This window comes from Pseudomonas sp. Wu6, from assembly GCF_019891515.1.
In the GTDB taxonomy this organism is placed as follows: Bacteria; Pseudomonadota; Gammaproteobacteria; order Pseudomonadales; family Pseudomonadaceae; genus Aquipseudomonas; species Aquipseudomonas orientalis_A.
Window position 1 is genome coordinate 69,046 of record NZ_JAFLXH010000026.1, and the last position, 24,856, is coordinate 93,901.

21 protein-coding genes and 1 pseudogene are annotated in these 24,856 nt (G+C 60.3%); 11 read left to right on the forward strand and 11 right to left on the reverse strand.

The genetic code is table 11. The annotated features are described in order from the left end of the window. Position 1: 1 nt before the first annotated feature. Both J1G34_RS18325 and J1G34_RS18330 read left to right on the forward strand, forming a co-directional pair. A complete protein-coding gene (locus J1G34_RS18325; protein ID WP_065896264.1) occupies positions 2 to 1,228 on the forward strand; it encodes an ATP-grasp domain-containing protein in 1,227 nt (408 codons plus the stop codon). 4 nt (positions 1,229 to 1,232) lie between these two features. Then, a complete protein-coding gene (locus tag J1G34_RS18330) occupies positions 1,233 to 1,916 on the forward strand; it encodes a phenylalanine--tRNA ligase beta subunit-related protein (RefSeq protein WP_065894391.1) in 684 nt (227 codons plus the stop codon). Between the two features lie 36 nt (positions 1,917 to 1,952). On the opposite strand, the gene J1G34_RS18335 is transcribed toward J1G34_RS18330, so the two are convergent. The 3 genes from J1G34_RS18335 to J1G34_RS18345 form a co-directional block, all read right to left on the reverse strand. Continuing rightward, positions 1,953 to 2,369, reverse strand: coding sequence for an Lrp/AsnC family transcriptional regulator (locus J1G34_RS18335; RefSeq protein WP_065887914.1), 417 nt, complete (start codon positions 2,367 to 2,369; stop codon positions 1,953 to 1,955). Between the two features lie 67 nt (positions 2,370 to 2,436). After that, the gene (locus J1G34_RS18340) at positions 2,437 to 3,312 is read right to left on the reverse strand and encodes a carboxylate/amino acid/amine transporter (RefSeq protein WP_122560422.1); all 876 of its coding nucleotides are present in this window, start codon (positions 3,310 to 3,312) and stop codon (positions 2,437 to 2,439) included. A 390-nt stretch (positions 3,313 to 3,702) separates the two neighbouring features. Continuing rightward, positions 3,703 to 4,017 (reverse strand): 3-phosphoglycerate kinase, encoded by a 315-nt coding sequence (locus J1G34_RS18345; protein WP_065894395.1) that lies wholly within the window; start codon positions 4,015 to 4,017, stop codon positions 3,703 to 3,705. Positions 4,018 to 4,066: 49 nt separating this feature from the next. Between J1G34_RS18345 and J1G34_RS18350 the strand changes: the two genes are divergently transcribed. The 4 genes and pseudogenes from J1G34_RS18350 (at position 4,067) to J1G34_RS18360 (ending at position 7,714) form a co-directional block, all read left to right on the forward strand. Further along, positions 4,067 to 4,999: a LysR family transcriptional regulator gene (locus tag J1G34_RS18350; protein WP_065894397.1), complete on the forward strand. Its 933-nt coding sequence runs from the start codon at positions 4,067 to 4,069 to the stop codon at positions 4,997 to 4,999. Positions 5,000 to 5,053: 54 nt separating this feature from the next. Beyond that, a pseudogene (locus J1G34_RS27295) lies at positions 5,054 to 5,194 on the forward strand (alpha/beta fold hydrolase); the annotation flags it as partial. Between the two features lie 41 nt (positions 5,195 to 5,235). After that, positions 5,236 to 5,799, forward strand: a complete 564-nt coding sequence (locus J1G34_RS18355) for a peptidylprolyl isomerase (RefSeq protein ID WP_065887910.1) — start codon at positions 5,236 to 5,238, stop codon at positions 5,797 to 5,799. 82 nt (positions 5,800 to 5,881) lie between these two features. After that, entirely contained in the window at positions 5,882 to 7,714 is a 1,833-nt protein-coding gene (locus J1G34_RS18360) for an ABC transporter ATP-binding protein (protein WP_128876242.1), read from the forward strand. Between the two features lie 118 nt (positions 7,715 to 7,832). Here the strand turns inward: J1G34_RS18360 and J1G34_RS18365 are convergent, their stop codons facing one another. From J1G34_RS18365 to J1G34_RS18375, 3 genes are all read right to left on the reverse strand, one after another. Next, positions 7,833 to 8,081, reverse strand: coding sequence for a BrnA antitoxin family protein (locus J1G34_RS18365; RefSeq protein WP_065887908.1), 249 nt, complete (start codon positions 8,079 to 8,081; stop codon positions 7,833 to 7,835). Beyond that, positions 8,059 to 8,337 carry a BrnT family toxin gene (locus J1G34_RS18370; protein ID WP_065894401.1) on the reverse strand — a complete coding sequence of 93 codons (279 nt, stop codon included), beginning with the start codon at positions 8,335 to 8,337 and terminating at the stop codon, positions 8,059 to 8,061. Before J1G34_RS18370 ends, J1G34_RS18365 begins: the two co-directional genes overlap by 23 nt. Before the next feature lie 77 nt (positions 8,338 to 8,414). Beyond that, entirely contained in the window at positions 8,415 to 9,539 is a 1,125-nt protein-coding gene (locus J1G34_RS18375; RefSeq protein WP_122461418.1) for a GNAT family N-acetyltransferase, read from the reverse strand. 286 nt (positions 9,540 to 9,825) lie between these two features. Here J1G34_RS18375 and J1G34_RS18380 point away from each other — a divergent pair, with 286 nt between their 5' ends. After that, a complete protein-coding gene (locus J1G34_RS18380; RefSeq protein ID WP_065887907.1) occupies positions 9,826 to 11,148 on the forward strand; it encodes a putative porin in 1,323 nt (440 codons plus the stop codon). A 103-nt stretch (positions 11,149 to 11,251) separates the two neighbouring features. Here J1G34_RS18380 and J1G34_RS18385 read toward each other — a convergent pair whose 3' ends face one another. From J1G34_RS18385 to hrpA, 4 genes are all read right to left on the reverse strand, one after another. Further along, on the reverse strand, positions 11,252 to 11,485 hold the full coding sequence (locus tag J1G34_RS18385) for an anti-sigma factor family protein (RefSeq protein ID WP_065894403.1): 234 nt from the start codon (positions 11,483 to 11,485) through the stop codon (positions 11,252 to 11,254). Next, a complete protein-coding gene (locus J1G34_RS18390; RefSeq protein ID WP_065887905.1) occupies positions 11,479 to 12,093 on the reverse strand; it encodes an RNA polymerase sigma factor in 615 nt (204 codons plus the stop codon). The genes J1G34_RS18385 and J1G34_RS18390 overlap by 7 nt, the downstream gene beginning before the upstream one ends. 38 nt (positions 12,094 to 12,131) lie before the next feature. Further along, positions 12,132 to 13,253 (reverse strand): beta-ketoacyl-ACP synthase III, encoded by a 1,122-nt coding sequence (locus tag J1G34_RS18395; protein ID WP_065894405.1) that lies wholly within the window; start codon positions 13,251 to 13,253, stop codon positions 12,132 to 12,134. Positions 13,254 to 13,943: 690 nt separating this feature from the next. Further along, positions 13,944 to 17,855 carry an ATP-dependent RNA helicase HrpA gene (gene hrpA / locus J1G34_RS18400; RefSeq protein WP_065896266.1) on the reverse strand — a complete coding sequence of 1,304 codons (3,912 nt, stop codon included), beginning with the start codon at positions 17,853 to 17,855 and terminating at the stop codon, positions 13,944 to 13,946. 301 nt (positions 17,856 to 18,156) lie between these two features. On the opposite strand from hrpA, the gene J1G34_RS18405 reads away from it, so the two are divergent. Continuing rightward, the gene (locus J1G34_RS18405; RefSeq protein ID WP_222994445.1) at positions 18,157 to 18,891 is read left to right on the forward strand and encodes a hypothetical protein; all 735 of its coding nucleotides are present in this window, start codon (positions 18,157 to 18,159) and stop codon (positions 18,889 to 18,891) included. Between the two features lie 192 nt (positions 18,892 to 19,083). Beyond that, entirely contained in the window at positions 19,084 to 20,166 is a 1,083-nt protein-coding gene (locus J1G34_RS18410; RefSeq protein ID WP_222994446.1) for a hypothetical protein, read from the forward strand. 63 nt (positions 20,167 to 20,229) lie between these two features. Here J1G34_RS18410 and aceK read toward each other — a convergent pair whose 3' ends face one another. Continuing rightward, positions 20,230 to 21,945, reverse strand: a complete 1,716-nt coding sequence (gene aceK / locus J1G34_RS18415) for a bifunctional isocitrate dehydrogenase kinase/phosphatase (RefSeq protein WP_222994447.1) — start codon at positions 21,943 to 21,945, stop codon at positions 20,230 to 20,232. A 152-nt stretch (positions 21,946 to 22,097) separates the two neighbouring features. Between aceK and J1G34_RS18420 the strand changes: the two genes are divergently transcribed. Continuing rightward, complete coding sequence (locus J1G34_RS18420; RefSeq protein ID WP_065894409.1) at positions 22,098 to 23,003, forward strand: DMT family transporter; 906 nt, start codon at positions 22,098 to 22,100, stop codon at positions 23,001 to 23,003. 97 nt (positions 23,004 to 23,100) lie between these two features. Continuing rightward, on the forward strand, positions 23,101 to 24,666 hold the full coding sequence (locus J1G34_RS18425) for a methyl-accepting chemotaxis protein (RefSeq protein ID WP_065894410.1): 1,566 nt from the start codon (positions 23,101 to 23,103) through the stop codon (positions 24,664 to 24,666). The last annotated feature ends 190 nt before the right edge of the window (positions 24,667 to 24,856 follow it).

The following is a 24,856-nucleotide window of genomic DNA, read 5'->3' on the forward strand; positions in this document are numbered from 1 at the left end:
AATGCCTCAATTGCAAACCGTACTGATCGTCGACCCGTTTTCCACCGGCAAACTCTACGCCCCGTTGTTCAAGGCCCAGGGCGTGAAGTGCATCGCGGTGATATCCACCAACACCTTGCCCAGGCACTTCACCGATGACCTGATCCGGGAAGATTTCGAAGAGGTCTACCACTGGGAAGAGAGCCTGCTGGAAACCCTCGAGAAGCTGTCATTGAGCGCGGTGATCGCAGGCTGCGAGACCGCGATCTATCTCACCGATTACCTCACCGAAGTGCTGCGTATTGCGGGCAACAGCCGCATCACCAGCGACCTGCGGCGCAACAAGTTTTCCATGCAGCAAGCGCTCAAGAAACATGGATTGGCGAACATTGCGTCGCAACTGTTGAGTTCGCAAACCCGCATCCGGGAAGTCGTCGACTCGTTGGACGAAGCGGCCACCTACGTGGTCAAGCCACTGAATTCGGCCGCCACCGAAGGCGTGGTATTCGCCCAGGGCAAGCACGAAGTGCAAACCGCCCTGAACAATGCGGCCTGGCGGCAGAAAAACGACCTTGGGGAGTTCAACCTCGGGTTTATCGTGCAGCCATTCGTGGCGGGGCCGGAGTACGTGGTGGACATGGTCGCCTTTGATGGCGAGTACACCATCGCCACGGTGTGCAAATACACCAAGATCCACAGAAACGGCAGCAAGTTTGTCTATGAAAGCCTGGACACCCTCGACCCCCAGGCACAAGAGCTGCAACCCTTGATCGACTACGCGCGCCAGGCAGCGGCGGCCCTGAGCATCGAGATCGGGCCGATTCATATGGAAATCATCTGGTCCGATGCGGGCCCGGTGATGATTGAAGCGGGCGGCCGTTTGCATGGCGGTATCGCCCCGCTGCTGTTTCAACAGGTGTACCAGCCGGACCTGTTATCGCTGGCCATCGACAGCTACCTCGGCAGGCCTCGCCCGCCGGCCGGAGTTGCACGTGAGATCAGCCATGGTCGTATCGGCTTTTTCTGTTCCGACGAGCGCCGCACCTTTACCGCGCCTTCACCTCAGGCACTGCAGAGCGCAATGCTGGATGAAGCCTATTGCGGCCATCGCTTCTTCCTCAGCCCGGGCGACACCACGCCGGTCACGATCGACTTCGCCACCTGCCCAGGGCTGTTCTGGTTGCAGCACCCCAGCCTGCAACAGCTCGACGCCAGCACCGAACTGCTGCGCAACAAGCTATGGAGCTAAGGGCATGAAAAGTCGTTTGATCATTCAACAGTCAGCCCTTGACCTGGGCCTCAATAATGCGTGCGCCGCCGTTGTCGAAAACATCCGGGTGTCTGACGACCAGAGTTTCGTCAGTCTCTTGCAGAGCAACCTGAATCATGTGGCCTCGCACCTCAACGAACTGGACGCCAATCCCGTTTACGAAGGGTTTGCCCGCCAGCTTGAAAAGCTCGGCTACACCAACACGGTCAGCGCCAACGAAAAACTGCTGCGGCGCTTCATCGCCAACGGTGTGCGCCCGATCAATAACGTCGTCGATGCCTATAACGCCGTGGCGATCCGACACGGCGTCAGCATCGGCGTACACAGCTATCATCAGCGGGACGATATCCACGTCATGCGCTCGCCGGAACCGAGGGCCTTCCGCCCGTTGTTTGCCAAGAAGGACGTCATGATCCCCGCGGGCGACATCGTCTATACCTGCGGCGACGTGCCTTTGGCGAGCATCGGCAAAGTCGACGCCGATGCCCATGACTTCAGACTGACGAACGCATCGTCCAGCCTGCTGGTGGTGGTCCTGGGGCATGACGACACCACGTTGGCATTCAACCGGACGGTCATCGCAGAATTCGTGGACACCCTGCGCCAGACAATGCCGGCCCTGAATCACTACTTTCTCGAAACCTTCCACGACCACGCGCCGGCCTGATCGGGCACCAGCCGCTGCCGTCCCGGACGGCAGCGGCTAGCGCCAGGCCTTGAGCACCGGATTGACCACCACCTCATTCACGTGCTCGATCTTGAGCAGGTTTTCCTTCAACACCATCAACTCTTCAAAATGGCGGTAGCGCACGTCGAGCATCATGTCCACGTCGCCAAACAATGAATAGGCCTGCACCACCTCGCGATACTGGTGGATTTTCGGAAACACCAGGTGGCAGGTGCTCCCGTTGAGCTTGAGCATCAAAAATGCCGATTGCCGGGCCTCATCACCCTCAGCGACGCTGATGGTAAAGCCGAGGATAATGCCCTTTTCGATCAGTTTTTGAACCCGCGACTCCACGGCGGTTCGAGATTTGTGAACCTGGCGCGCCAGTTCGGCCAGGCTGACGCGGGAGTCATCCTTCAAGGCAGCAATTATCAGTTCATCGACCTTGTCCACTCTGCCACCCCCACACCGTTCCTTTCGATAACACACTCTCATTGCCGCTCACACATCGCTGGCACCTTCAGGTCGCAGACTTTACGCCAGCAGCGGGCTTGATACCCAATCGACTGACCCAAACCGCCGCCAGAATCACCAGGCCGCCCAGGGCCAGCCTTCCCAGCGGTTCATGCTGGTTCCAGATCAGCAGGTTCAGCAGCAGCCCCACCGGCACATGCAGGTTATTCATCACCGCCAGGGTGCCACCATTGACCAGGCACGCCCCCTTGTTCCACCAGTACATGCCCAGCGCGGTACTGATCAACCCCAGAAACACCAGCACACCCCATTGCAGCGGCGCCTGGGGCAGAAAGTCTGCTTTGCCGAACAGCAGGAACGCGGGCAGCACCACCAGCAAGGCACCCAGGTAGAAATAACCGAAGCGTCGGTAGTGCGGCTGATCGCTCGGATAGCGTGCCACCAGATGCTTGTACATGACTTGCCCGGCGGCGTAGGTGAAATTGGCCAGTTGCAGCAGCAGGAAGCCCATCAGGAAGTTCGGCGTGATCTGGTCGAAGCGAATCACCGCCGCGCCCGCCACCGCCACCAGTGCGGCAACCAGTGCCCAGGGATTGAACCGCCGGTTGAGCGCGTCTTCGATCAGGGTCACGTGCAACGGTGTGAGGATCGTGAACAGCAACACCTCCGGCACCGTCAGTACGCGAAAGCTCAAATACAAGCACACGTAGGTCACGCCGAACTGCAGCGCACCGATGACCAGCATGCCGCGCATGAAGGCCGGTGCCACCGAGCGCCAGCGGGTCAGTGGGATGAAGATCAACCCGGCCAGTACCACGCGCACCAGCACTGCGAAGTAGCTGTCGACGTGACCGGCGAGGTATTCGCCGATCAAGCTGAAGGAAAATGCCTGAATCAGGGTGACAATCAGTAGATAGCCCATGTGCGCCTCGTTTCGAATGGGCGCGACATTAAAGCTTTTCGATGCTTGAAGAAACTCGAGGCAAAAAAAACCCGACCTCGCTGAAGCGGCAGTCGGGCAGGAGCACTCAGGAGCAAACAGTGCAAAGGGAGGTTCGGTACGCGTACTTGAACGGATTGCTTGGGGCTAGATAAACACCGGGGGATTATCTGGCGATTAAAGGATCACGCCACCTGCACGAGCAGGGCGTTGGCGGACAGGGCCATGTAGGCTCTATCGGAAAATGCTGTGAGTCGATGCAGAAAAGATTAACCGTGGCCGCTTCGATTAAAAAGCGCAAAAAACTGCTATAACCCATCTATAAATTTGTTTATAAGCGGAGTCTGCCCGTCGCTGTGCTCCGCGCTTGCTTTATTTCGGCGCACACGCCAGGGCGATTCGCATCTTGATGATCGCGCGGTTGAACTTGACCGTGGTGTGGGTGCTTTTGCCTGCGGGCACGCTGACGGTGCGACGACGCGGCGCTTCCGGGCCATTGGTAAAGATTACAGAACACAGGGCATCCTGGGTGCCGTAGTTATTGAGCTGAATCGAGCTGATATCGCCGTCCACATCGGACGCGGTGTAGTCGATGCTTACGCCGTCGATCTTTTTAGTCACGTCGATCGGGTAGGCAAACGCGCTCATCGGCAGCAACGCCAGCAACACACAACAGAATTTTCTCATTCGGCAGTCTCCAATAAGGACCGCCAGCTTAGGACAAGAGGAGCTCATCTTGAAAGCGCCCCGCGTGACCCTTGATCAATGGCGCACATTGCAGGCCGTGGTCGACCATGGCGGCTTCGCCCAGGCGGCCGAAGCGCTGCACCGTTCGCAGTCCTCGGTGAGCTACACCGTGGCGCGCATGCAGGACCAGCTCGGCGTGCCGCTGCTGCGCATCGACGGGCGCAAGGCGGTACTCACCGATGCGGGTGAAGTGCTGCTGCGCCGCTCCCGGCAACTGGTGAAGAATGCCAGCCAACTGGAAGATCTTGCCCACCATATGGAACAAGGCTGGGAGGCCGAAGTGCGGCTGGTCGTGGATGCGGCCTATCCCAACGCGCGCCTGGTACGCGCCCTGACCGCCTTCATGCCGCAGAGCCGAGGCTGCCGGGTGCGCTTGCGTGAGGAGGTATTGTCCGGCGTCGAAGAGCTTTTGATAGAAGGCGTGGCTGACCTGGCGATCTGCGGCTTCAGCATTCCCGGTTACCTGGGCACCGAAATGAGCGATGTGGAATTCGTCGCCGTGGCCCATCCCGAGCACGGGTTGCACCGCATGCACCGCGAGTTGAGCTTCCAGGACCTGGAAAGCCATATGCAGGTGGTCATCCGCGACTCCGGTCGCCAGCAACCGCGGGATGTGGGTTGGCTCGGCGCCGAACAGCGCTGGACCGTCGGCAGCCTGGCCACCGCCGCCGCGTTCGTAGGCAGCGGCCTGGGGTTTGCGTGGTTGCCCCGGCACATGATCGAGCGCGAACTCGCCGAAGGCCTGCTCAAGCAACTGCCGTTGGAACAGGGCGTCAGCCGCCATCCCACATTCTATTTGTATTCGAACAAGGACAAACCCCTGGGGCCTGCGACGCAGATTCTCGTGGAACTGCTACGCACCTTTGATACCGCTCCGCTGGACGCGCCCTTCGCGGCCCTCGGCAAGCCTGAAACGCAGTGAACCCATGGCCTGCGTTCAACCGCGCAAGCTCGACGCGATTGTGCGCTGTGGCAACAGGAACAACGTTCCAGAATCACCTGTCCAACCCGGGTCATCAACGCCCACCACGACGACTCACCCGTGGCCCGGAAAGAAATCTATGTAAAACTGCTGCCCAACGCGCGACCGGTGGTGATTGAAGATTCCCGCCACGCCCTTGGATCAAACTCGACACCATTACCCAGGATCACTGACCCATGCTGAAAAAAATTGCCTTCCTTGCCGGTTCCGTTCTGTTCGCTGCCAACCTGATGGCGGCCGAACCGGCCAAAGCGCCCCACGTACTGATTTCCACCACCAATGGCGACATTGAAATCGAACTCGACCCGGTCAAGGCGCCGATCAGCACCAAGAATTTCCTCGCCTATGTCGACAAAGGCTTCTACACCAACACGATTTTTCACCGTGTGATCCCGGGTTTCATGGTCCAGGGCGGCGGGTTTACCCAGCAGATGTCGCAAAAGCCGACCGAAGCACCGATCAAGAACGAAGCCAGCAACGGCCTGCATAATGTGCGCGGCACCTTGTCCATGGCCCGCACCAATGACCCGAACTCGGCCACCAGCCAATTCTTCATCAACGTGGCCGATAATGCCTTCCTCGACCCGGGCCGCGATGCCGGTTACGCGGTATTTGCCAAGGTGGTCAAGGGCATGGACGTGGTGGATGTCATCGTCAATTCGCAGACCACCACCAAGCAAGGCATGCAGAACGTGCCAATCGATCCTGTCCTGATCAAGTCGGCCAAGCGCATCGACTGAGGTCTGCAGGAACTTCCGCACGTTGCCCACAAGGCGACGTGCGCATTTGAAAGGAGAGCCCGCACGGCGGGCGTCAAGCCTAATGCTCTATCGTCGTTTTGAACAACTGATCGACATCTTCCGCGATGCTCCCAGCGCGGCCCCGCCCGATAAAGTCCTGCCCTTCTACCTCTACTACCTGCGCCAGGTGTGGCCGTGTTTTGCCGCGCTGTTGGTGGTGGGCCTGGTCGGTGCGCTGATCGAGGTCGCGCTGTTCAGCTACCTGAGCCGCATCATCGACCTGGCCCAGGGCACGCCGCCCGCGAATTTCTTCCAGGTGCACAGCACCGAGCTGATCTGGATGGCCGTGGTCGCCCTGCTGCTGCGACCGATTTTCAACAGCCTGCATGACTTGCTCGTGCACCAGACCATCAACCCCGGCATGACCAGCCTGATCCGCTGGCAGAACCACAGCTACGTGCTCAAGCAGAGCCTGAATTTCTTCCAGAATGATTTCGCCGGACGCATTGCCCAGCGCATCATGCAAACCGGCAACTCGTTGCGTGACTCTGCGGTGGCAACGGCCGAAGCCATCTGGCACGTGTCGATCTATGCCATCACCTCGCTGGTGTTGTTTGCCGAGGCCGACTGGCGACTGATGATTCCGTTGATCATCTGGATCGTCTGCTACTGCCTGGCATTGCGTTACTTCGTGCCGCGGGTCAAGGAGCGTTCGGTGATCTCTTCCGAAGCACGCTCCAAACTCATGGGGCGCATCGTCGACGGCTACACCAACATCACCACCTTGAAGCTGTTTGCCCATACGCAGAATGAGCAGGAATACGCCAAGGAAGCGATTGTCGAGCAAACCGAAAAAACCCAACTGGCGGCGCGCGTGCTCACCAGCATGGACGCGGTCATCACCGTCCTGAACGGCCTGCTGATCGTCACCACCACAGGCCTGGCCCTGTGGCTGTGGACGCAGTCGCTGATTTCCGTCGGCGCCATTGCCCTGGCCACCGGCCTGGTGATTCGCATCGTCAATATGTCCGGCTGGATCATGTGGGTGGTCAACGGCATTTTCGAAAACATCGGCATCGTGCAGGATGGCCTCAAGACCATCGCCCAGCCGCTTGCGGTGGTCGACCGCGCCGACGCCCCGCGCCTGGAAGTGCCCCACGGCCTGGTGCGCTTCGAGCAGGTGGATTTCCACTACGGCAAGCAGAGCGGGATCATTGGCGGCCTGAACCTTGAGATCAGGGCCGGGGAGAAGATCGGCCTGATCGGCCCGTCCGGCGCGGGCAAGTCGACCCTGGTCAACCTGCTGCTGCGCCTCTACGACCTGCAGGGCGGCCGCATCCTGATCGACGGCCAGGACATCGCCGAAGTCGCCCAGGAAAGCCTGCGCGCGCAGATCGGCATGATCACCCAGGACACCTCGCTGCTGCACCGCTCGATCCGCGACAACTTGCTGTACGGCAAGCCGCAGGCCACCGACGAAGAACTCTGGGCCGCCGTGCACAAGGCGCGCGCCGACGAGTTCATCCCGCTGCTGTCGGATTCCGAAGGCCGTACCGGGTTGGATGCCCATGTGGGCGAGCGTGGGGTGAAGCTCTCCGGCGGCCAGCGTCAACGGATCGCCATCGCCCGCGTGCTGCTCAAGGATGCACCGATCCTGATCATGGACGAAGCCACCTCGGCACTGGACTCCGAAGTGGAAGCCGCGATCCAGGAAAGCCTGGAAACCCTGATGCAGGGCAAGACCGTGATTGCGATCGCGCACCGACTCTCGACCATCGCGCGGATGGACCGACTGGTCGTACTGGAAAAAGGCCGGATCGCCGAAAGCGGCAGCCACGCCCAATTGCTGGCCCATGGCGGGCTGTATGCGCGGTTGTGGCAGCACCAGACGGGTGGGTTCGTTGGCATCGATTGAAGGCATCGAGACCGGCAGACTCTAAGTTAGTGCAGCCTGATCATTCCCACGCTCCGCGTGGGAACGATCTTACGGGCAGGCCCGCCGATAAGGCAGGGCGGAACTTTTGACGTGTTGATCAGCCTTGATGAGCCTGCATGTATTGGCGCAAGAGCTGGTTAATGCGGGTCTGGTAGCCAGTGCCTTGACCTTTGAACCACTCTAAAACATCCGCATCAAGTCGAATGGTGACCGCCTGCTTCACAGGAACACGCAGTTCAGCACGTCGAAAAAACTCAGCATCCAGTTCAGGAATTTCACTGGTATCAATATCTTTGTCGCTCATCTTGGCCAGGCGCTCCCAATCAGTTTTCGATGTTTGCGTCATAATATTTGGCCTCCTTCTTGGTTGCTTTTCGGGCGGAAATGATACGGATCACATCACCACACCGCTCGGTGTATACGACAACACCAATCAATAATTTGATCCAGCCAATACTGATCCAACGCTCTTCGTCATAATCCGCTCGATCATCGCGCAAGGCCAGCATTGGATGTCTAAAGATATCCGGAACGTCGTTGAAATCGATGCCGTGCTTAGCAATGTTGGCCTTGTTTTTTGAATCATCCCACTCAAAATGCATGGCACGTCCTGTATGTACTTTTGTACATACAGAATAGCGATTTCGGCTTCTTTGACCAGTTCTGCCAGACCGGTGGCTCAAGCCTGCCGATAAGGCAGCGCCGACCTCGCCTCTTCGGCATACGCCAGAATGCCCACTCGCTCGCGCTCGAGGAAATCCTCCACGGCGTTTTTCAGTCCCGGATGGCGCAGGTAATGCCACGAGCGGGTAATCACCGGCTCAAAGCCACGAATCAATTTATGCTCGCCCTGAGCGCCGGCATCGAAGCGTTGCAGGCCGTGGGCGATGGCGTAGTCCATGCCCTGGTAGAAACAGGTCTCGAAATGCAGCCGGTCGAACTCTGCCAGGCAGCCCCAATAGCGGCCGTAGAAGCTGTCACCGCCGATCAGGCTGAACGCCATGGCCACCGGGCGTGAGCCCTGTTTGGCCAGGACCACGCGAATCGCCTCGGGCATGCGCTCGGCCAGCAGGCTGAAAAACGCCCGGGTCAGGTAGGGCGACTGGCGGCGTACCGCGTAGGTGTTGGCGTAACAGGCGTAGACAAAATCCCACTGGGCTTCGCTCAGTTCATGGCCCTGCAACCACTCGAACTCGATACCCTGCCCCGCCACCTGTTCGCGCTCTTTGCGCATCTGTTTGCGCTTGCGTGAACTCAGGGCGTCGAGAAAATCCTGGAAGTCGCGGTAGCCACGGTTCTGCCAGTGGAACTGGCAGCCCAGGCGCTGCAACCAGCCGGGTTGCCGGGCCAGTGCGTCATCGGCCAGCGCGTCGGTGAAATTGACATGGGCACTGGATAGCCCCTCGATTTCCAGGTAACCGGGCAGGCTGTTCAACAGTTCGAAGCCGTCCTCGGCATTGGCTGCAAGCAAACGCGGGCCGCTGACCGGACTGAACGGCACGGCCGTCAGCAGCTTGGGGTAGTAATCGATGCCGGCGCGTGCGCAGGCGTCGGCCCACCCGTGATCGAACACGTACTCGCCATAGGAATGCCACTTGCGATAACCGGGCAATGCCGCCACCAGCCGCTCGCCCTCCCAATGCAGCAAATGCTCCGGTTGCCAGCCCGAATGGCCCCCCAGGCTGCCACTGTCTTCCAGCGCGCTCAGGAACGCATGCCGCACGAATGGCTGGGCCTGCGGCGCCAGGGCATCCCAGGCCTGCGGGGTGATGTCGGACAGGCTGTCCAGGCGTTGCAGCGGCATCGGCATCTTCTCTGTGTCTTGGGCGTGAAAGCCTGGCGAGTATCGCCTATCACAGCCGAGTGCACACCCGGAAAAAACCCAGGACACAACTCCAAATCAATAGTTCCGTGGGCAAACCAATTGTCATGGAGATGAAATCACTTAGCCACTACTCCGTCATAAACCGTCGCGATACTGACGCCTGTTTTTAGAGCACCCGGGTTTGCCAGGTGGCCTTTTTTCCGTCCGTCATCGGTCGGTTGTGTCCTGGAGGGTTTGTTACCCCTCCTCACTTTCGGAGATTGATATGCGTCTTGCTTCCACTAAAACTGCGGCGGTCCTGTGCGGCGGCCTGTTACTGGCCCTGAGCGTTCCGGCCAGCGCTGCAGTCGACGCTAAGTTGCTCGACATGCTCAAGGCCAACGGCCAGATCACTGCTTCGCAGTACACCGAATTGCAGAACGAGTTGGCCAAGGACCAGAAAGAACAGCAGATCGCACGCCAGGCCCAACAGGAAACCAACGAACAGATCGCCGCCACCGCGAAAAAGACCAACGAGCTGAGCAGCTTCGACCAGAAGCTGGCCTGGGCCGCCAAGACTCAGTTCAAGGGCGATGTGCGCTTTCGCCAGGAAACCATCAAGATCGATGGCGAGCCCAACAACGGTGGGCGTGACAAGGACCGTCAACGTATCCGCGCGCGCCTGGGTGCCTACACCGAGATCAACCCGCAGGTGGACACCGGTATCCGTATCGCCACGGGCGGCGGCGACGATGCGCGTTCCACCAACCAGGACCAGGATGGTTACTTCGATAAGAAATCGATCTGGCTGGACCTCGGCTACATCGACTACCACCCGGACCAGATCAAGAACCTGCACGTGATCGGCGGCAAGATGATGCAACCGTGGGTGAGCATGGGCGATGTGATCTGGGACAGCGATATCAACCCCGAAGGCCTGGCCGTCACCTACAAATACCCGCTTGGCGGCAGCGCCGAGCTGTTCGGCAGCCTGGGCAACTACAACCTCAAGGACAACGTCGACGGCGACGGCGTGCAATTTCGCCACGACCTGCGCCTGACATCCGGCCAGTTGGGCACGCGTTTCTCGCTGACCGACAACCTGAAAATGACCCTGGGCGGCAGTGTCTACGCCTACCAGAACGACAAGGACAGCCGCTGCACGACCACCACCACGCCTTGCGCACTGGCGGTCAACGGCAACTCGGCCAATAACGAATTCCGCTTGTATGAAGGCTTTGCCCAAGCCGACATCGGCGGCCTGGCAGTGCCGTTGGCCTTCTACGGCCAATACGTGAAAAACAACGATGCCGTGACCGATCAGGACACCGCCTGGTTGGTGGGTGCCAAGTCCAAGGTGTTCGGTTTCAACCTCGACTACAACTACCGCGATACGCAACGTGACGCAGTGGTAGGCGCCTTCACCGATTCGGACTTCGCCAACGGCACCACCGGTTCGCGCGGTCACAAGATGAAGGTCAGCTACGACATCGACAAGAACTTCGCCCTGGGCGCCACGTACTTCCTGACCAAGGCTGACTACGCCAGCCGGACTCAGCGTGATGCCAACACCAACACCCTGCAGCTGGATGCTGAAGCCAAGTTCTAACCTCACCCTGTAGGAGCGAGCATGCTCGCGAAGAACGAACAGGCAGCGCGTTTATCCAGGATACCCGCGTTATCGTTGACGTTTTTCGCGAGCGAGCTCGCTCCTACACATCTTTACGCCGCTCGGCCGCGAGCCGCTCGGCCAGCGCATCCGCATCCTTCACCGGCTCGTCCGGCATGATCCGCAACGTCGCCTGCATCAGGCGCATCTGACGGATAAAGCGCCGGCAGTTCGGACAGAACATGAAGTGATGACGCACCAGCAGACGCTCACGAAAGGTCAATTGCCCATCGAGGTAGTCACTGGAACGCGCCACTTGCTCCTTACACGTCAACATTCGCCCGTTTCCTCAAAATGCTCCACTGTGGCAAAGACTTTAAGCCGTGCCCGATGCAGCAGCACACGCACATTGGAGAGTGAGAGCGTCAGAAGATTACAGATTTGCTCCAGCTCCAGGCCCTGGCGTTCACGCAGCACCAGCACGCTGCTTTGCAATTCGGACAGGCTCAGCAGGGTGTGCTCCAGGCAGTTGCGCAATTCCTCTTCGGTGAGCAAGGCTTCCGGCGTGTCCTGGTGCCAGGCATACGGCGCTACGGCCCAGTGCCCATCGTCAGGCGTAAAGCGTTCATCACCGATGGTTCCATGGGGAGATGGCAGATCGTCAAGCAACACCTCCCGACGATTTTGCTTGTAGCGGCCCTTGGCGGCGTTCGCGGTGATCGTCAGCAGCCAGGTCTTCAGGCTGGAACGCCCTTCGAACCTGGCGAGGTTGCGGACCACTGACAGCCAGGCATCCTGCACCACCTCATCGGCATGCCGCTGGCCGACGATGGCATAGGCCACCGCCCGCATCGCACTCTGGTACGTGGTGACCAACTCCTTGTAGGCCCGCTGCTCACCCTTGAGCAGGCGTTCAAGCAGATGCGTGTCGTCCGCTGCTGCCATTCAACACCTCACTGTAAACGCGCAGACCCGCTCCGCCATCAGCGTTTGCGCAGGATCACGCTGCCGATGGAGTAGCCCGCCCCGAACGAGCTGAGCACGGCCACGGCGCCTTTGGGCAAGTCGTCCTGATACGTGTGGAACGCAATCACCGAGCCTGCCGAACTGGTATTGGCGTAGGTGTCGAGGATCACCGGCGCCTCTTCCACCGAGGCCTCGCGGCCCAGCAGTTTCTTCACGATCAGGTGGTTCATGCTCAGGTTGGCCTGGTGCAGCCAGAAGCGCTTCACATCGGTGACGCCCAGCTGGTTTTCCGCCAGGTGCGCGCCAATCAACTCGGCCACCATCGGGCAGACATCGCGGAACACTTTGCGGCCTTCCTGCACGAACAATTTGTCCGGCGCGCCGACGCCCTCTTCCGCGGTGCGGTTGAGAAAGCCGAAGTTGTTGCGGATGTTGTTGGAGAACTTGGTCAGCAGCTTGGTGCTCACCACGTCGAACTGGTGCTCGGAGGTCGCCAGGTCGGCCCGCTCGAGGATCACCGCCGTGGCGGCATCGCCAAAGATGAAGTGGCTGTCGCGGTCACGGAAATTCAGGTGACCGGTGCAGACTTCCGGGTTGACCATCAGGATCGCCCGGGCCTGGCCCAGCTGGATGCTGTTGGCGGCATTCTGGATCCCGAAGGTGGCCGAGGAACACGCCACGTTCATATCAAAACCGAAGCCCTCAATACCCAGGGCTTCCTGCACCTCGATGGCGATGGCCGGGTAGGCACGCTGCAGGTTGGAACAGGCGACGATCACGCCATCGATATCGGCGGCAGTCTTGCCGGCGCGTTGCAGGGCCTGCTCGGCAGCGCCGACGGCCATCTGGCAGAGCACCGACCATTCGTCGTTGCTGCGCTCGGGCAAGCGTGGGGCCATGCGCCGAGGGTCAAGGATGCCGTCCTTGTCCATCACGAAGCGGCTCTTGATGCCCGAGGCCTTTTCAATGAACGCCGCACTGGACTCAGTCAACGCCTGCACGTCGCCGCGCTCGATGGCCGCAGCGTTTTCGCTGTTGAACTGCTGCACATAGGTATTGAAAGACTGCACCAGCTCTTCGTTGGAGATGCTGTTGGCCGGGGTGTACAGGCCAGTGCCGCTGATGACGACGTTATGCACGGTCGTTCCTCTAAATCTGTCAGGCAGAAGATATTGGTACCGTCGTACCAAACTGTAGGTCGTTTGATTCCGTCCAGCGGGCATCAAACTGGCAACGCTTTATTCCATCGCGTCGCTGCTACGACGATCCCGGCATTTATGGGCGCGAAGTTTGCCACAAACACCGGGGTTTGGCGCCACTTCCCGGACAGACACCGTTAAATGTGGGAAGAGGCTTGCTCCCGATGGAGGTGTATCAGTCAAGGCATCAGTGGCTGACACTCAGTCATCGGGGGCAAGCCCCCTCCCACAGTGGGACCGTGTTACCAGTTGCTTGCTGCGGTACTGGATTCAAATCCTTGTCGGAAATGTCCTAGATAGTCCGGCTGCACACAGCTCACAATGAATGTGGGAGGGGGCTTGCTCCCGATGGTGGTGTATCAGCCAAGGCATCAGTGGCTGACACTCAGTCATCGGGGGCAAGCCCCCTCCCACAGTGGGACCGTGTTACCAGTTGCTTGCTGCGGTACTGGATTCAAATCCTTGTCGGAAATTTCCTCGATAGTCCGGCTGCACACAGCTCACAATGTGGGAGGGGGCTTGCCCCCGATGGCGGTTTATCAGTCAAGACATCAGTGGCTGACACTCAGTCATCGGGGGCAAGCCCCCTCCCACAGTTGACCCCTGCTCACTTGGGCATCCGGGAAGACCTCAAGGCTCTACCTGGCTCCATTGCTTGCTCAATCGCTTGTCGGATATGGGCACCTTGGTCCCCAACTGTTGGCCGAACAACGACACCCGGTATTCCTCCAACCACCAGCGATAAAGCTCCAGTTGCGGATCGCGCTTGCCTTCCTGGGTGTGTTTGTTCAGGCGGTTCTGGTACTGGGCCCACAGGCCGCTCAGTTCGGTGCTCCACACACGGTCCTTCTGCACCTGGCTCGGCAGTTTTTCCAGGCGCAGCTCGATGGCCTTGAGGTAACGCGGCAGCTCCTTGAACCACTGCGCCGGGGTCTCGCGCACAAACCCTGGGTACACCAGATGACTCAGTTGCTGCTTGATATCGTTCAACGCCACCGCCTGGGCCAGGTCGATCTTGCCCTTGAAGCGTTTTTGCAGGCCATGCCAGAGTTTCAACACGTCAAGGGTCAGGCGCGCCAGACGCTCGGCGTGTTCGGTCCAGCCGCCACGCTTGCGCTCGGCCAGCGCGGCCAGCCCGGCACCATCGCGCGGCAGATTGGCTTCGCCTTCCAGTACGCAGGTGTCGAGACTGGCGAGCAGGATATCTTCCACCAGTGCATCGATGCGCCCCAGTTCGCGATACATCAGGCCCAATTCGGTCAGCCCCGGCAATTTGCCGCGCAGGAATTTCGCCGGTTCCGCCAGTTGCTGCATCAACAGGCGCTGCAAGGCACGGCGGTGCTGGAATTCGGCCTCGGCGGCCGTGGAGAAACGCCCTTCCTTGACCGTGCCGTTTTCTTCCACCAGCGCCGGGTATACCGTCATCGACAGGCCGGCGATGTTCTGCTGGGTCTTCTCAGCGACCGCCGCAAACACCTTGGCCTCCACCGGCTGCTGGCTTTTCGCAGTTTGCGGAACCGCCAGTGCCGCCTGGCTGGCCTCGGCGAAACGCGCCGTCAGCTCTGCCAAGTCACGGCCTTCGCCGAGGAACTTGCCTTGGCCGTCAACCACTTCCAGGTTCATCTTCAGGTGGTTTTCCACCTGCTGCGCCGCCTCGGCCCAGGCTTCGTCGCTGACCCGCGCACCGGTCATGCGCAGCAATTCACGGCCCAGCGCCTGGGGCAGCGAGCCCTGGCCAAACTCGATGCGCTGCAGCGCCGCCTTGACGAAATCCGGCACCGGCACGAAGTTCTTGCGCAGTGCTTTGGGCAAGTTGCGCACCAGAGCGATGCACTTGGCTTCGATTACCCCCGGCACCAGCCATTCCAGACGCTCGGCCGGCAATGCCGGCAGCAATGGCGCCGGCACGCGCAGGGTGACGCCGTCACGCGGGTGGTTGGGCTCGAAGTGGTAACTCAAGGCCAGGGCCAGGTCGCCCAGGTGCAAGGTGTCGGGGTAATGCGCGGCGGTGACTTCACTGGCTTCGCGGGCCAGCACGTCTTCCTCGCGCATGATCAGCAGTTGGGGGTCTTTCTGGCTGTTGACCTTGTACCAGCTGTCGAAGGTCGCCGTCTGGTGGATCTCTGCCGGCAGGCGCGCATCGTAGAAGGCGTAGAGGGTTTCTTCGTCGGCCAGGATGTCGCGTCGGCGCGCCTTGGCTTCCAGTTCGTCGAGCTGCTCCAGCAGTTGCTGGTTGGCCGCAAGGCACTTGGCTCGCGACTGGATTTCCCCACGCACCAGGCCTTCGCGGATAAACAGCTCGCGCGACACCACCGGATCGATCGGCCCGTAATGCACCGGCCGGCGTCCGACCACGATCAGCCCGAACAAGGTGATCTGTTCAAACGCCACCACCTGGCCGCGCTTTTTCTCCCAATGCGGCTCGAAATGGTTTTTCTTGATCAAGTGCCCGGCCAGCGGTTCGATCCAGTCGGCGTCGATCTTGGCCACCATGCGCGCATACAGCTTGGTGGTTTCCACCAGTTCGGCGGTCATCAGCCACTGCGGACGTTTCTTGCCGATGCCCGAAGAAGGGTGAATCCAGAAGCGCCGCTGACGTGCGCCCAGGTAGTCGCCGTCCTCGGTCTTCTGGCCGATCTGGCTGAGCAAGCCGGACAGCACCGCCTTGTGCAATTTCGGGAAATCGGCCGGTTCCTTGTTGATCGTCAACTGCATGTCGCGGCAGATCAAACTCAACTGGCGATGGGAGTCGCGCCATTCGCGCAGGCGCAGGTAGTTGAGGAAGTTCTTTCGACACCAGTTGCGCAGCGGGCTGGCGGTCAGTGCCTGGCGCTGTTCTTCAAAGCCGCGCCACAGATTGACCAGCCCGGCGAAGTCCGAATCCGCGTCTTTCCACTGCGCATGGGCCTGGTCGGCGGCCTGCTGGCGCTCCGGCGGACGCTCGCGCGGGTCCTGGATCGACATGGCGCTGGCGACGATCAGCACTTCCTGCAAGCTGCCCAGCTTGGCGGCTTCGAGCAGCATTCGGCCCATGCGCGGGTCCACCGGCAGGCGCGCCAGCTGGCGGCCCAACGGCGTGAGCTGGCTGTTGCGGTCCACCGCCGACAGCTCCTGAAGCAGGTTGAAACCGTCGCTGATGGCCTTGCCATCCGGCGGTTCGATAAACGGGAAGTCGGTGATTTCGCCCAGGCGCAGGTGCAGCATCTGCAGGATCACAGCGGCGAGGTTGGTGCGCAGGATTTCCGGGTCGGTAAATTCCGGGCGCCCGATAAAGTCTTCTTCGCTGTACAACCGGATGCAGATGCCCGGCTCGACCCGGCCGCAACGGCCTTTACGCTGGTTGGCACTGGCCTGGGAGATCGCCTCGATCGGCAGGCGCTGCACCTTGGCGCGGTAGCTGTAGCGGCTGATGCGCGCGGTGCCGCTATCGATCACATAACGAATGCCCGGCACGGTCAACGAGGTTTCCGCGACGTTGGTCGCCAGGACCACGCGGCGGCCCGGATGGGATTGGAAAATACGCTGTTGCTCGGCCGGTGACAGACGCGCATACAGCGGCAGGATCTCAGTGTGCTTGAGCTGGGCCTTGCGCAGCATCTCGGCGGCGTCGCGAATCTCGCGTTCGCCGGGCAGGAACACCAGCACATCGCCAGGGCTGCGCCGTTCGCTGCGTTCATAGGCGGCGATTTCATCGAGGGTGGCGAGGATCGCCTGGTCGACGGTGAGGTCGTCCTCGACGCGGTTGCCCTCCTCGTCCTGTTCCAGGGTCAGCGGGCGGTACCAGGTGTCGACCGGGAACGTGCGGCCCGAGACCTCGACAATCGGCGCATCGTCGAAGTGCTTGGAGAATCGTTCAAGGTCGATGGTGGCCGAGGTGATGATGACTTTCAGGTCGGGTCGGCGCGGCAACAGCGTCTTGAGGTAACCGAGCAGGAAGTCGATGTTCAGGCTGCGCTCGTGGGCTTCGTCGACGATGATCGTGTCATAGCGCTCCAGATAGCGATCGTTCTGGGTTTCCGCCAGCAGAATACCGTCGGTCATCAGCTTGATCAGCGTATTGGAGTCGCTCTGGTCCTCGAAGCGCACCTGATAGCCGACCAACGCGCCGAGCGGCGTGGCCAGTTCTTCGGCGACACGGCTGGCAACGCTGCGCGCGGCGATCCGGCGTGGCTGGGTATGGCCGATCAGGCCGTATTGACCACGGCCGATTTCCAGGCAGATCTTCGGCAACTGGGTGGTTTTACCCGAACCGGTTTCGCCGGCAATGATCAGCACCTGGTGCTTGTTCAGCGCAGCCTTGATCTCGTCACGCTTGGCTGCAATCGGCAGGCTGTCGTCGTAACGAATCACCGGCAGGCTCGCACGCCGCGCCGTGACCTGGGCGCAGGACGCCTGCATGCGCGCCACCCACTGCGCCAGCTTTTCCTCGTCAGGCTTCTTGCGCAGCTCAAGCAACTGCCGGCGCAAGCGGTGGCGGTCGGCGAGCATGGCGTGATCGAGAGTGTTGAGCAGTTGGTCGAGGGTGGGGGCTTGGTCAGTCATCAGGTACGCAAAGGTCTTTATAGTGAGGCAGGTGAGCCTGCGGTGACATGATCGTAGGCGGCAATTGTCGCAGATTTCTGACCTAGTGAACGAACCAGGCTCGTTCATCACCGTAACAAGGCGGTTTCCTAGGCGTGCAGCAGGCTATTCTGAGCCCGACGAGCACGTACCAGCCCACCCCTTCATCAGACTCTTCATACAGGGCTATCAGAGCTCTTCATATGGCTTGGCCGCAGTCCGGCGCGCTTTACTGCGACAACACCTGCGCTCCCACTCTCCGCTGCTCGCCAAGGAAAACCTGATGCCCACATCCATTACGGAATCGCCCACTTTCCCGACGACATGGACCTTGCACACAGTCCCCGCTTATACGGAGGAGCAGGACCCCGCCCTGGAACAGCGTGCTCGAAGTGCTCAGGCCTATTTCAACACGCTGCAAATGTACGCCGAAGATACGCACCCAGACTCGGTCAGGCAGCTCGAATCACAACGACCTGCATCGCTCCCGCCCAGCTATTGGCAGGCCACGAACAGCATCAGCCCCCAGCCCGCACGTGACGCAAACGACGAGCAAGACACAGCCAACACCTCCCCCCATCAGGATGCAACACAGTTTTCTCCCCATTTGTCAGGAAGAGCGCTGTCCCAGGCAGTCAAACATGTGCACCGCCTCGACCGCCTGCTCGAGCGGGCTGAACAACTGGGCGCATTGTTGATGAGCCATGGCCAGGAGCAGGGAACATCGATTGATCTGGAAACCGTCGGGAATCTTTGGCGCAAGATAGGTAGCCTCAAAAATTCCTGGGCCAACGGCGCTTTCGCTGGGTCATCGCAGTTGGTCACTCAATTGGCCGGCCAGTGCCTCACTGTTCCGCGAGCATTGAAGGAGAACGACCTGAAAGCAGCGATAGACAACCTGTGGAATATTGCGCAAACCGAATACCGAGACGTTTACCTGCCCAACCCACTGAGCGCATCTCCAATCCTGGCACAGGTCTACAGATTGGCTGAAGAACTGAAGAACGCAGACATTTGAGGCCCACTACCACTCAATCGTAGCGCAGATGCCATTATGACCAGACCAGAAGTATTTCCCTCCAACCCCCTTGGTTCCACCGTGGGCCAGCTGTTCCAGCAGACCCGCGCTATCCATGAAGCGGTGGTCGACAGCCTGGTAGGGCAAGGGCACCGACACATACTCGACAACGCCCGGCGGCTTGAACAGACGTTGTTCAGCCCTATCAGTCCCATGCCGGAGAGTGCACCGCAGGAAAGAGGCCATCAGCTTCAAGCCTGGATGCATATTTCAAGGATTAATGATGCGCTTGCAACCTTCGACCAGCAAAGCCGCAGCCATTTCGCCGTGCAACCAGATGACAGGACAAGCCTGCAAGTCCTCCAGCAACGCTACGCGCAACTGACGGCTCGCGTGGAGCAACGCACTGCCCTGCTGGATCGACGCGCAGCGTGGGCCACTGCCGCCCCGCCACCGCCCTGCGAGCTGGACCCGATAACGGTTGCCGTCCTGCAGCCAGCACCACTGAGCAAGCAGTTGAGTGGGCACGGCCTGGAACAGGCGGTCAAACATATCAACGTCCTGGACAAGGAGATTGCGCTGCTGGATAGCCACATCCAGCAACAGCCGCTCCCCCTCTCTCACGCCGAGGAAGACCTCTTTCTCAAACAACGCAACGCCATGACCGATTATCGCAATGCATGGGCGACGGGCCGTTTGAAAGGCAGCAGCCAGTTCAAATCCTCCATCGGCCTGGTTCCGGAGCGCAAACGCCTGGAGCAGAATCTCGAGCGGCACAAGCAACTGGCATCGGTGGAACTGACACTCCACCGACTGGACCGCACCGTCGATACCGCACAGCGCAACGGCCTGGGGGATAAACTCTCGTCCCAGGCGGTCGATGCCGCACGGGGCGCCTTGGTAAATTTGCGCGATGCCTGGCGCAACGGCAATCTTGATGGCAGCTCGATCGAGGGCATGAACCCCGCGCTGCTGCTGACTGCGCCAAACAACCGCCGAATCAAACTGGAACTGGCCATCATCGAAAAGGGCTTTGTACAACTGAACGCAGTGCCCCGCACGGAACAAGCTGACAGTGCCCAGGAGCGCGCGCAGTTCAAGACGCTGGTTCATTCCAATACCAGCATGCGCGTCAAGCAGGCGGCTATCAGTCAACTTAAAGAAAGCAATAAACAGCGAGCGCTGATGGCTGAACTGAACACCGACTTGCGCAATATCTACACAGATCTGGCAAACAATCTGGCCCTTCACGGCATGACCGCTTCACATCAATAACGCGATAGAGAAAATGCCTGATACACCTAGGCCTGCCTGGCTCAATCGCGCAGACCCGGTGACTCAAGACATGCCTTCCCACTTGCGCCGATATGGAAAGACATCAATCACCTTCCCAGCCCGAATGGCCTCCTGCAGGCCCTTCCAGTAATCGGCGTCATACAACTCGCCATGCAACTCATCGAACAACCTGCGCTGGCCGGCGTCGGCGAACAGGAACGGTGGAAACTCCTCGGGGAACACATCCAGCGGACCGATGGAGTACCAGGGTTCCGATGCCATTTCATCCTCGGGAGTGCGCGGCGTGGGAATGTGGCGGAAGTTGGCTTCGGTGAGAAAGCAGATTTCATCGTAGTCGTAGAACACCACCCGGCCGTGACGGGTGACGCCGAAGTTCTTGAGCAGCATGTCACCTGGGAAGATATTCGCTGCCGCCAGCTGCTTGATCGCCAGGCCGTAGTCTTCCAGGGCTTCGCGCACCTGGGCGGGGTTGGCGTTGTCGAGGTAGAGGTTGAGCGGGGTCATGCGCCGTTCGGTCCAGCAGTGGCGGATCAGGACGCTGTCGCCCTCCACTTCGACGGTGCCGGCGGCCACTTCCAGCAACTCGGCGAGGCACTCGGGCTCAAACTTGCTCAAGGGAAAGCGGAAGTCGGCGAACTCCTGGGTATCGGCCATGCGCCCTACCCGGTCGACACTTTTGACCAGCCGGTACTTCTCGATCACCGTGGCGCGGTTGACGTTTTTCGACGGTGAGAAACGGTCCTTGATGATCTTGAACACGGTATTGAAACCCGGCAGGGTAAACACGCTCATGACCATGCCACGCACGCCCGGCGCCATGATGAATTGATCATCGGTGGTCGCCAGGTGGTTGATCAGTGCGCGGTAGAACTCCGACTTGCCGTGCTTGTAAAAGCCGATGGAGGTGTACAGCTCGGCAATGTGCTTGCCGGGCAGGATGCGTTTGAGAAAGCCGATGAACTCCGCAGGTACCGGCACATCGACCATGAAGTACGACCGGGTGAAGGAAAAGATGATCGACACGTCGGCTTCATCAGTGATCAACGCATCGATCTGGATTCCCCGCCCTTCGCGGTGCAGCAACGGGATCACCAACGGCCATTGTTCATCGCGGGTGTAGATACGTCCGACGAGGTAGGCGCCTTTATTGCGGTAAAGCACCGAGCAAAACAGCTCGACGTGCAGGTCCGGGTCTTTGCACACCCAGTCCGGCAGGTTGTCCCGCAGTTGCGCTTCCAGGCGTCGCAGGTCGGCAGGCAAGTCGGCGTAAGGCTCACTGAAGCGGTAGTCCGCGAAAATCTGCGCGAGCATGTCCCCCATCTTGCCGGCAGGCGTGTAGGTGCGGGTTTGCGCAGCCCGCGCCCGCTGCTGGCTGGGCCGCGTGGTATGAATGAACATGCAGCCATCGCTGATCAGGTCATGGCTGAACAGGCTGCAAAACACCGAGTTGTACCAGGTCTCGGACAGCTCGTCGTCAAAGCGCAGGTCGATCAGGCCGATGTAGGCACTTTTTACCAGCGGCCAGCGTTCGATGTCCTGCAACACGCCCGCATCGAACGCGGCGCACAGACGCGCCGTGACCTCCCCCACCTTCTTTTCGTAGAGGTTGATGCGCGCCGCCGAAGCGGCCTGCCCTTGCTGCCACTGGGCCTTTTCGAAACGTTCGCGCGCGCCATCGGTGATCTGGCGAAAGTGCTCACGGTAGTCGTCGAAACCGTCGAGGATCATCCGGGCGATAGCGAGGGCGGGCTGCGACATGCGGAAAACCTCGAACGGGTTGCGGGAAGCCCTGAGCTTAGCCAGTGAACCGAGGCAGGAGAAGGCCGATTTTCATTGGCGACGCTACTTAGCGATTGTGCCAACCGTAACGCTGGGCAACACTCCGCCGCCTGATTGCGTAGGAGTTTTCCGTGAAACCTGTCGACACCCTGTACTTGCTGGGACTGGCCGCCATCTGGGGTGCGAGTTTCCTGTTCATGCGCATCATCGCGCCGGAAATCGGCAGCGTGCCGACCGCGTTTTTCCGCGTATCGATCGCTGCCGCCGGCTTGTTGGTGATCCTTTCGATGATGCGCGTGAGCTGGGACTTCCAGGGCAAGTTCAAGACCGTGCTGCTGTTGGGCGTGATCAACTCCGGGATTCCGGCCACCCTGTATTCGGTAGCCGCGCAGGTACTGCCGGCGGGTTACTCGGCCATTTTCAACGCCACTACGCCATTGATGGGCGTACTGATTGGCGGGATGTTTTTCAGTGAACGCCTGACGCCGTCGAAAATCGCCGGGGTGTGCCTGGGCCTGTTCGGCGTGGGCGTGCTGACCCGGGCGGGCCCGGTGGCATTTGACCTGGATTTGTTGACGGGGGCGCTGGCGTGCTTGCTGGCCACCACCTGCTATGGCTTTGCCGGATTTCTCGCACGGCGCTGGCTGGATCAGCGCGGCGGGTTGGACAGTCGCCTGTCAGCCTTGGGCAGCATGCTCGGCGCGACGTTGTTTTTGCTGCCGTTGTTCGCTTACAGCGCCATCACTCAGCCGCCGGCAAGCTGGGGTGGCTGGCAGGTGTGGATGTCGTTGCTGGGGTTGGGCCTGGTGTGTACGGCCTTTGCCTACATTCTGTATTTTCGCCTGCTGTCATCCATCGGTCCGGTCAAGTCGATGACCGTGACCTTCATGATCCCGCCGTTCGGCGTACTGTGGGGCGCGTTGCTGCTGGACGAGCCGCTGTCGATGGCCCACGTGTATGGCGGGGTGTTGATTGCAGGGGCGTTGTGGCTGGTGTTGCGGCCACAAAAAGCAGGCGCGAGCCGCGAGCATTCCTGACCTCCCGCGGCACTCGTCGCGGGATTATTACAAATATAAGTTAAATAAACGCCCGCAATGGCCGATAACCCCTGAAAGCCTTGCGGATTGAACAATCATGCGTAATAACCAACCCGTTACCCAGCGCGAACGTACCTTCCCCGCCCAGCAACGGTTGATCTCCACCACAGATGCCAAGGGTGTGATTACCTACTGCAACGACGCCTTTGTCGAAATCAGTGGGTTCAGCCGCGACGAACTGGTCCGTGCCCCGCACAATCTGGTGCGTCACCCGGATGTTCCGGCGGCGGTGTTCTCGCACATGTGGTCGACGCTCAAACAAGGCTTGCCATGGATGGGCATTGTCAAGAATCGCTGCAAGACCGGTGATCACTACTGGGTTAACGCCTATGTGACGCCGATCTTCGACGGCAACCAGGTAATCGGCTACGAATCGGTGCGCATCAAGCCCACCGCCGAGCAGATACGCCGGGCCGAAGCGCTCTATCAACGCATCAACCAGGGCAAGTCGGCCGTTCCCCGGCGGGACAAGTGGCTGCCGGTGCTGCAGGACTGGCTGCCATTTATCCTGGTCAGCCAGTTGAGCTTCATGATCGGCGCCACCCTCACTTCCCATTGGGGCTTTGCCTTGGCGGCAGGGCTGTCGGTGCCGCTGGGCCTGCTCGGCCTGAGCTGGCAGCAGCGCGGCCTCAAGCGTTTGCTGCGCCTGGCCGAGCAGACCACCTCCGACCCGCTGATCGCGCAGATGTACACCGACAGCCGTGGCGCCCAGGCGCGCCTGGAGATGTCGATCCTCAGCCAGGAAGCGCGCCTGAAGACCTGCCTCACCCGCCTGCAGGACACTGCCGAACACCTCAACGATCAGGCGGCGCAGTCCAACACCCTGGCGCACAACAGCTCCAGCGGCCTGGAGCGTCAACGCGTGGAGACCGAACAAGTCGCCACGGCGGTCAACCAGATGGCGGCGACCACCCAGGAAGTCGCCAGCCATGTGCAGCGCACGGCGGATGCCACCCAGGAAGCCAATCGCCTGACCGGCCGTGGCCGCGATATCGCCGGGGAAACCCGCGAGGCGATCCAGCGCCTGTCGGTGGCCGTAGGCGAGACGGGCGTGACCGTCACGCAACTGGCCAAGGACAGCGACGAAATCGGCGGTGTGGTGGATGTGATCAAAGGTATCGCCGACCAGACCAACCTGCTGGCGTTGAACGCCGCCATCGAAGCGGCGCGTGCCGGCGAGATGGGCCGTGGGTTTGCGGTGGTGGCGGATGAAGTGCGCCAGTTGGCGCAACGCACCACTGAGTCGACCGGGCAGATCCATGCCCTGATCGCCAAGCTGCAGCACACCGCCAGCGCTGCCGTGCAAACCATGGACGCCGGGCATCGTCAGGCCGAAGAAGGTGTGGCACGGGTGATGGAAGCGGATCAGGCGCTGGTGGGCATCAGTGAAGCGGTGGCCAATATTACCGACATGACCACTCAGATCGCCGCTGCTACCGAAGAGCAAAGCGCGGTTGCTGAAGAAATCAGCCGCAATATCAGCACGATTGCGCTGCTGGCGGACCAGACCTCGGAACAGGCGATGAACTCGGCGCAACTGAGTGAAGAGCTGACGCATACCGCTAATACCCAGTACTCGCTGGTGGAGCGTTTTAACCGGTAGACCGCTATCGGGGGCAAGTCGAATCGTCGCACCGCCCCTCCCACACTCGACCGCGTTCCAACGTTGGAATGAGGTCAACATGTGGGAGGGGGCTTGCCCCCGATGGCCATAGGTATCTACACAACTCTGTAGCGCCCAACCGTAACCACGATGCGAAGCGAGTCGCTCTTGATCTTGATCTGCTTTTGAT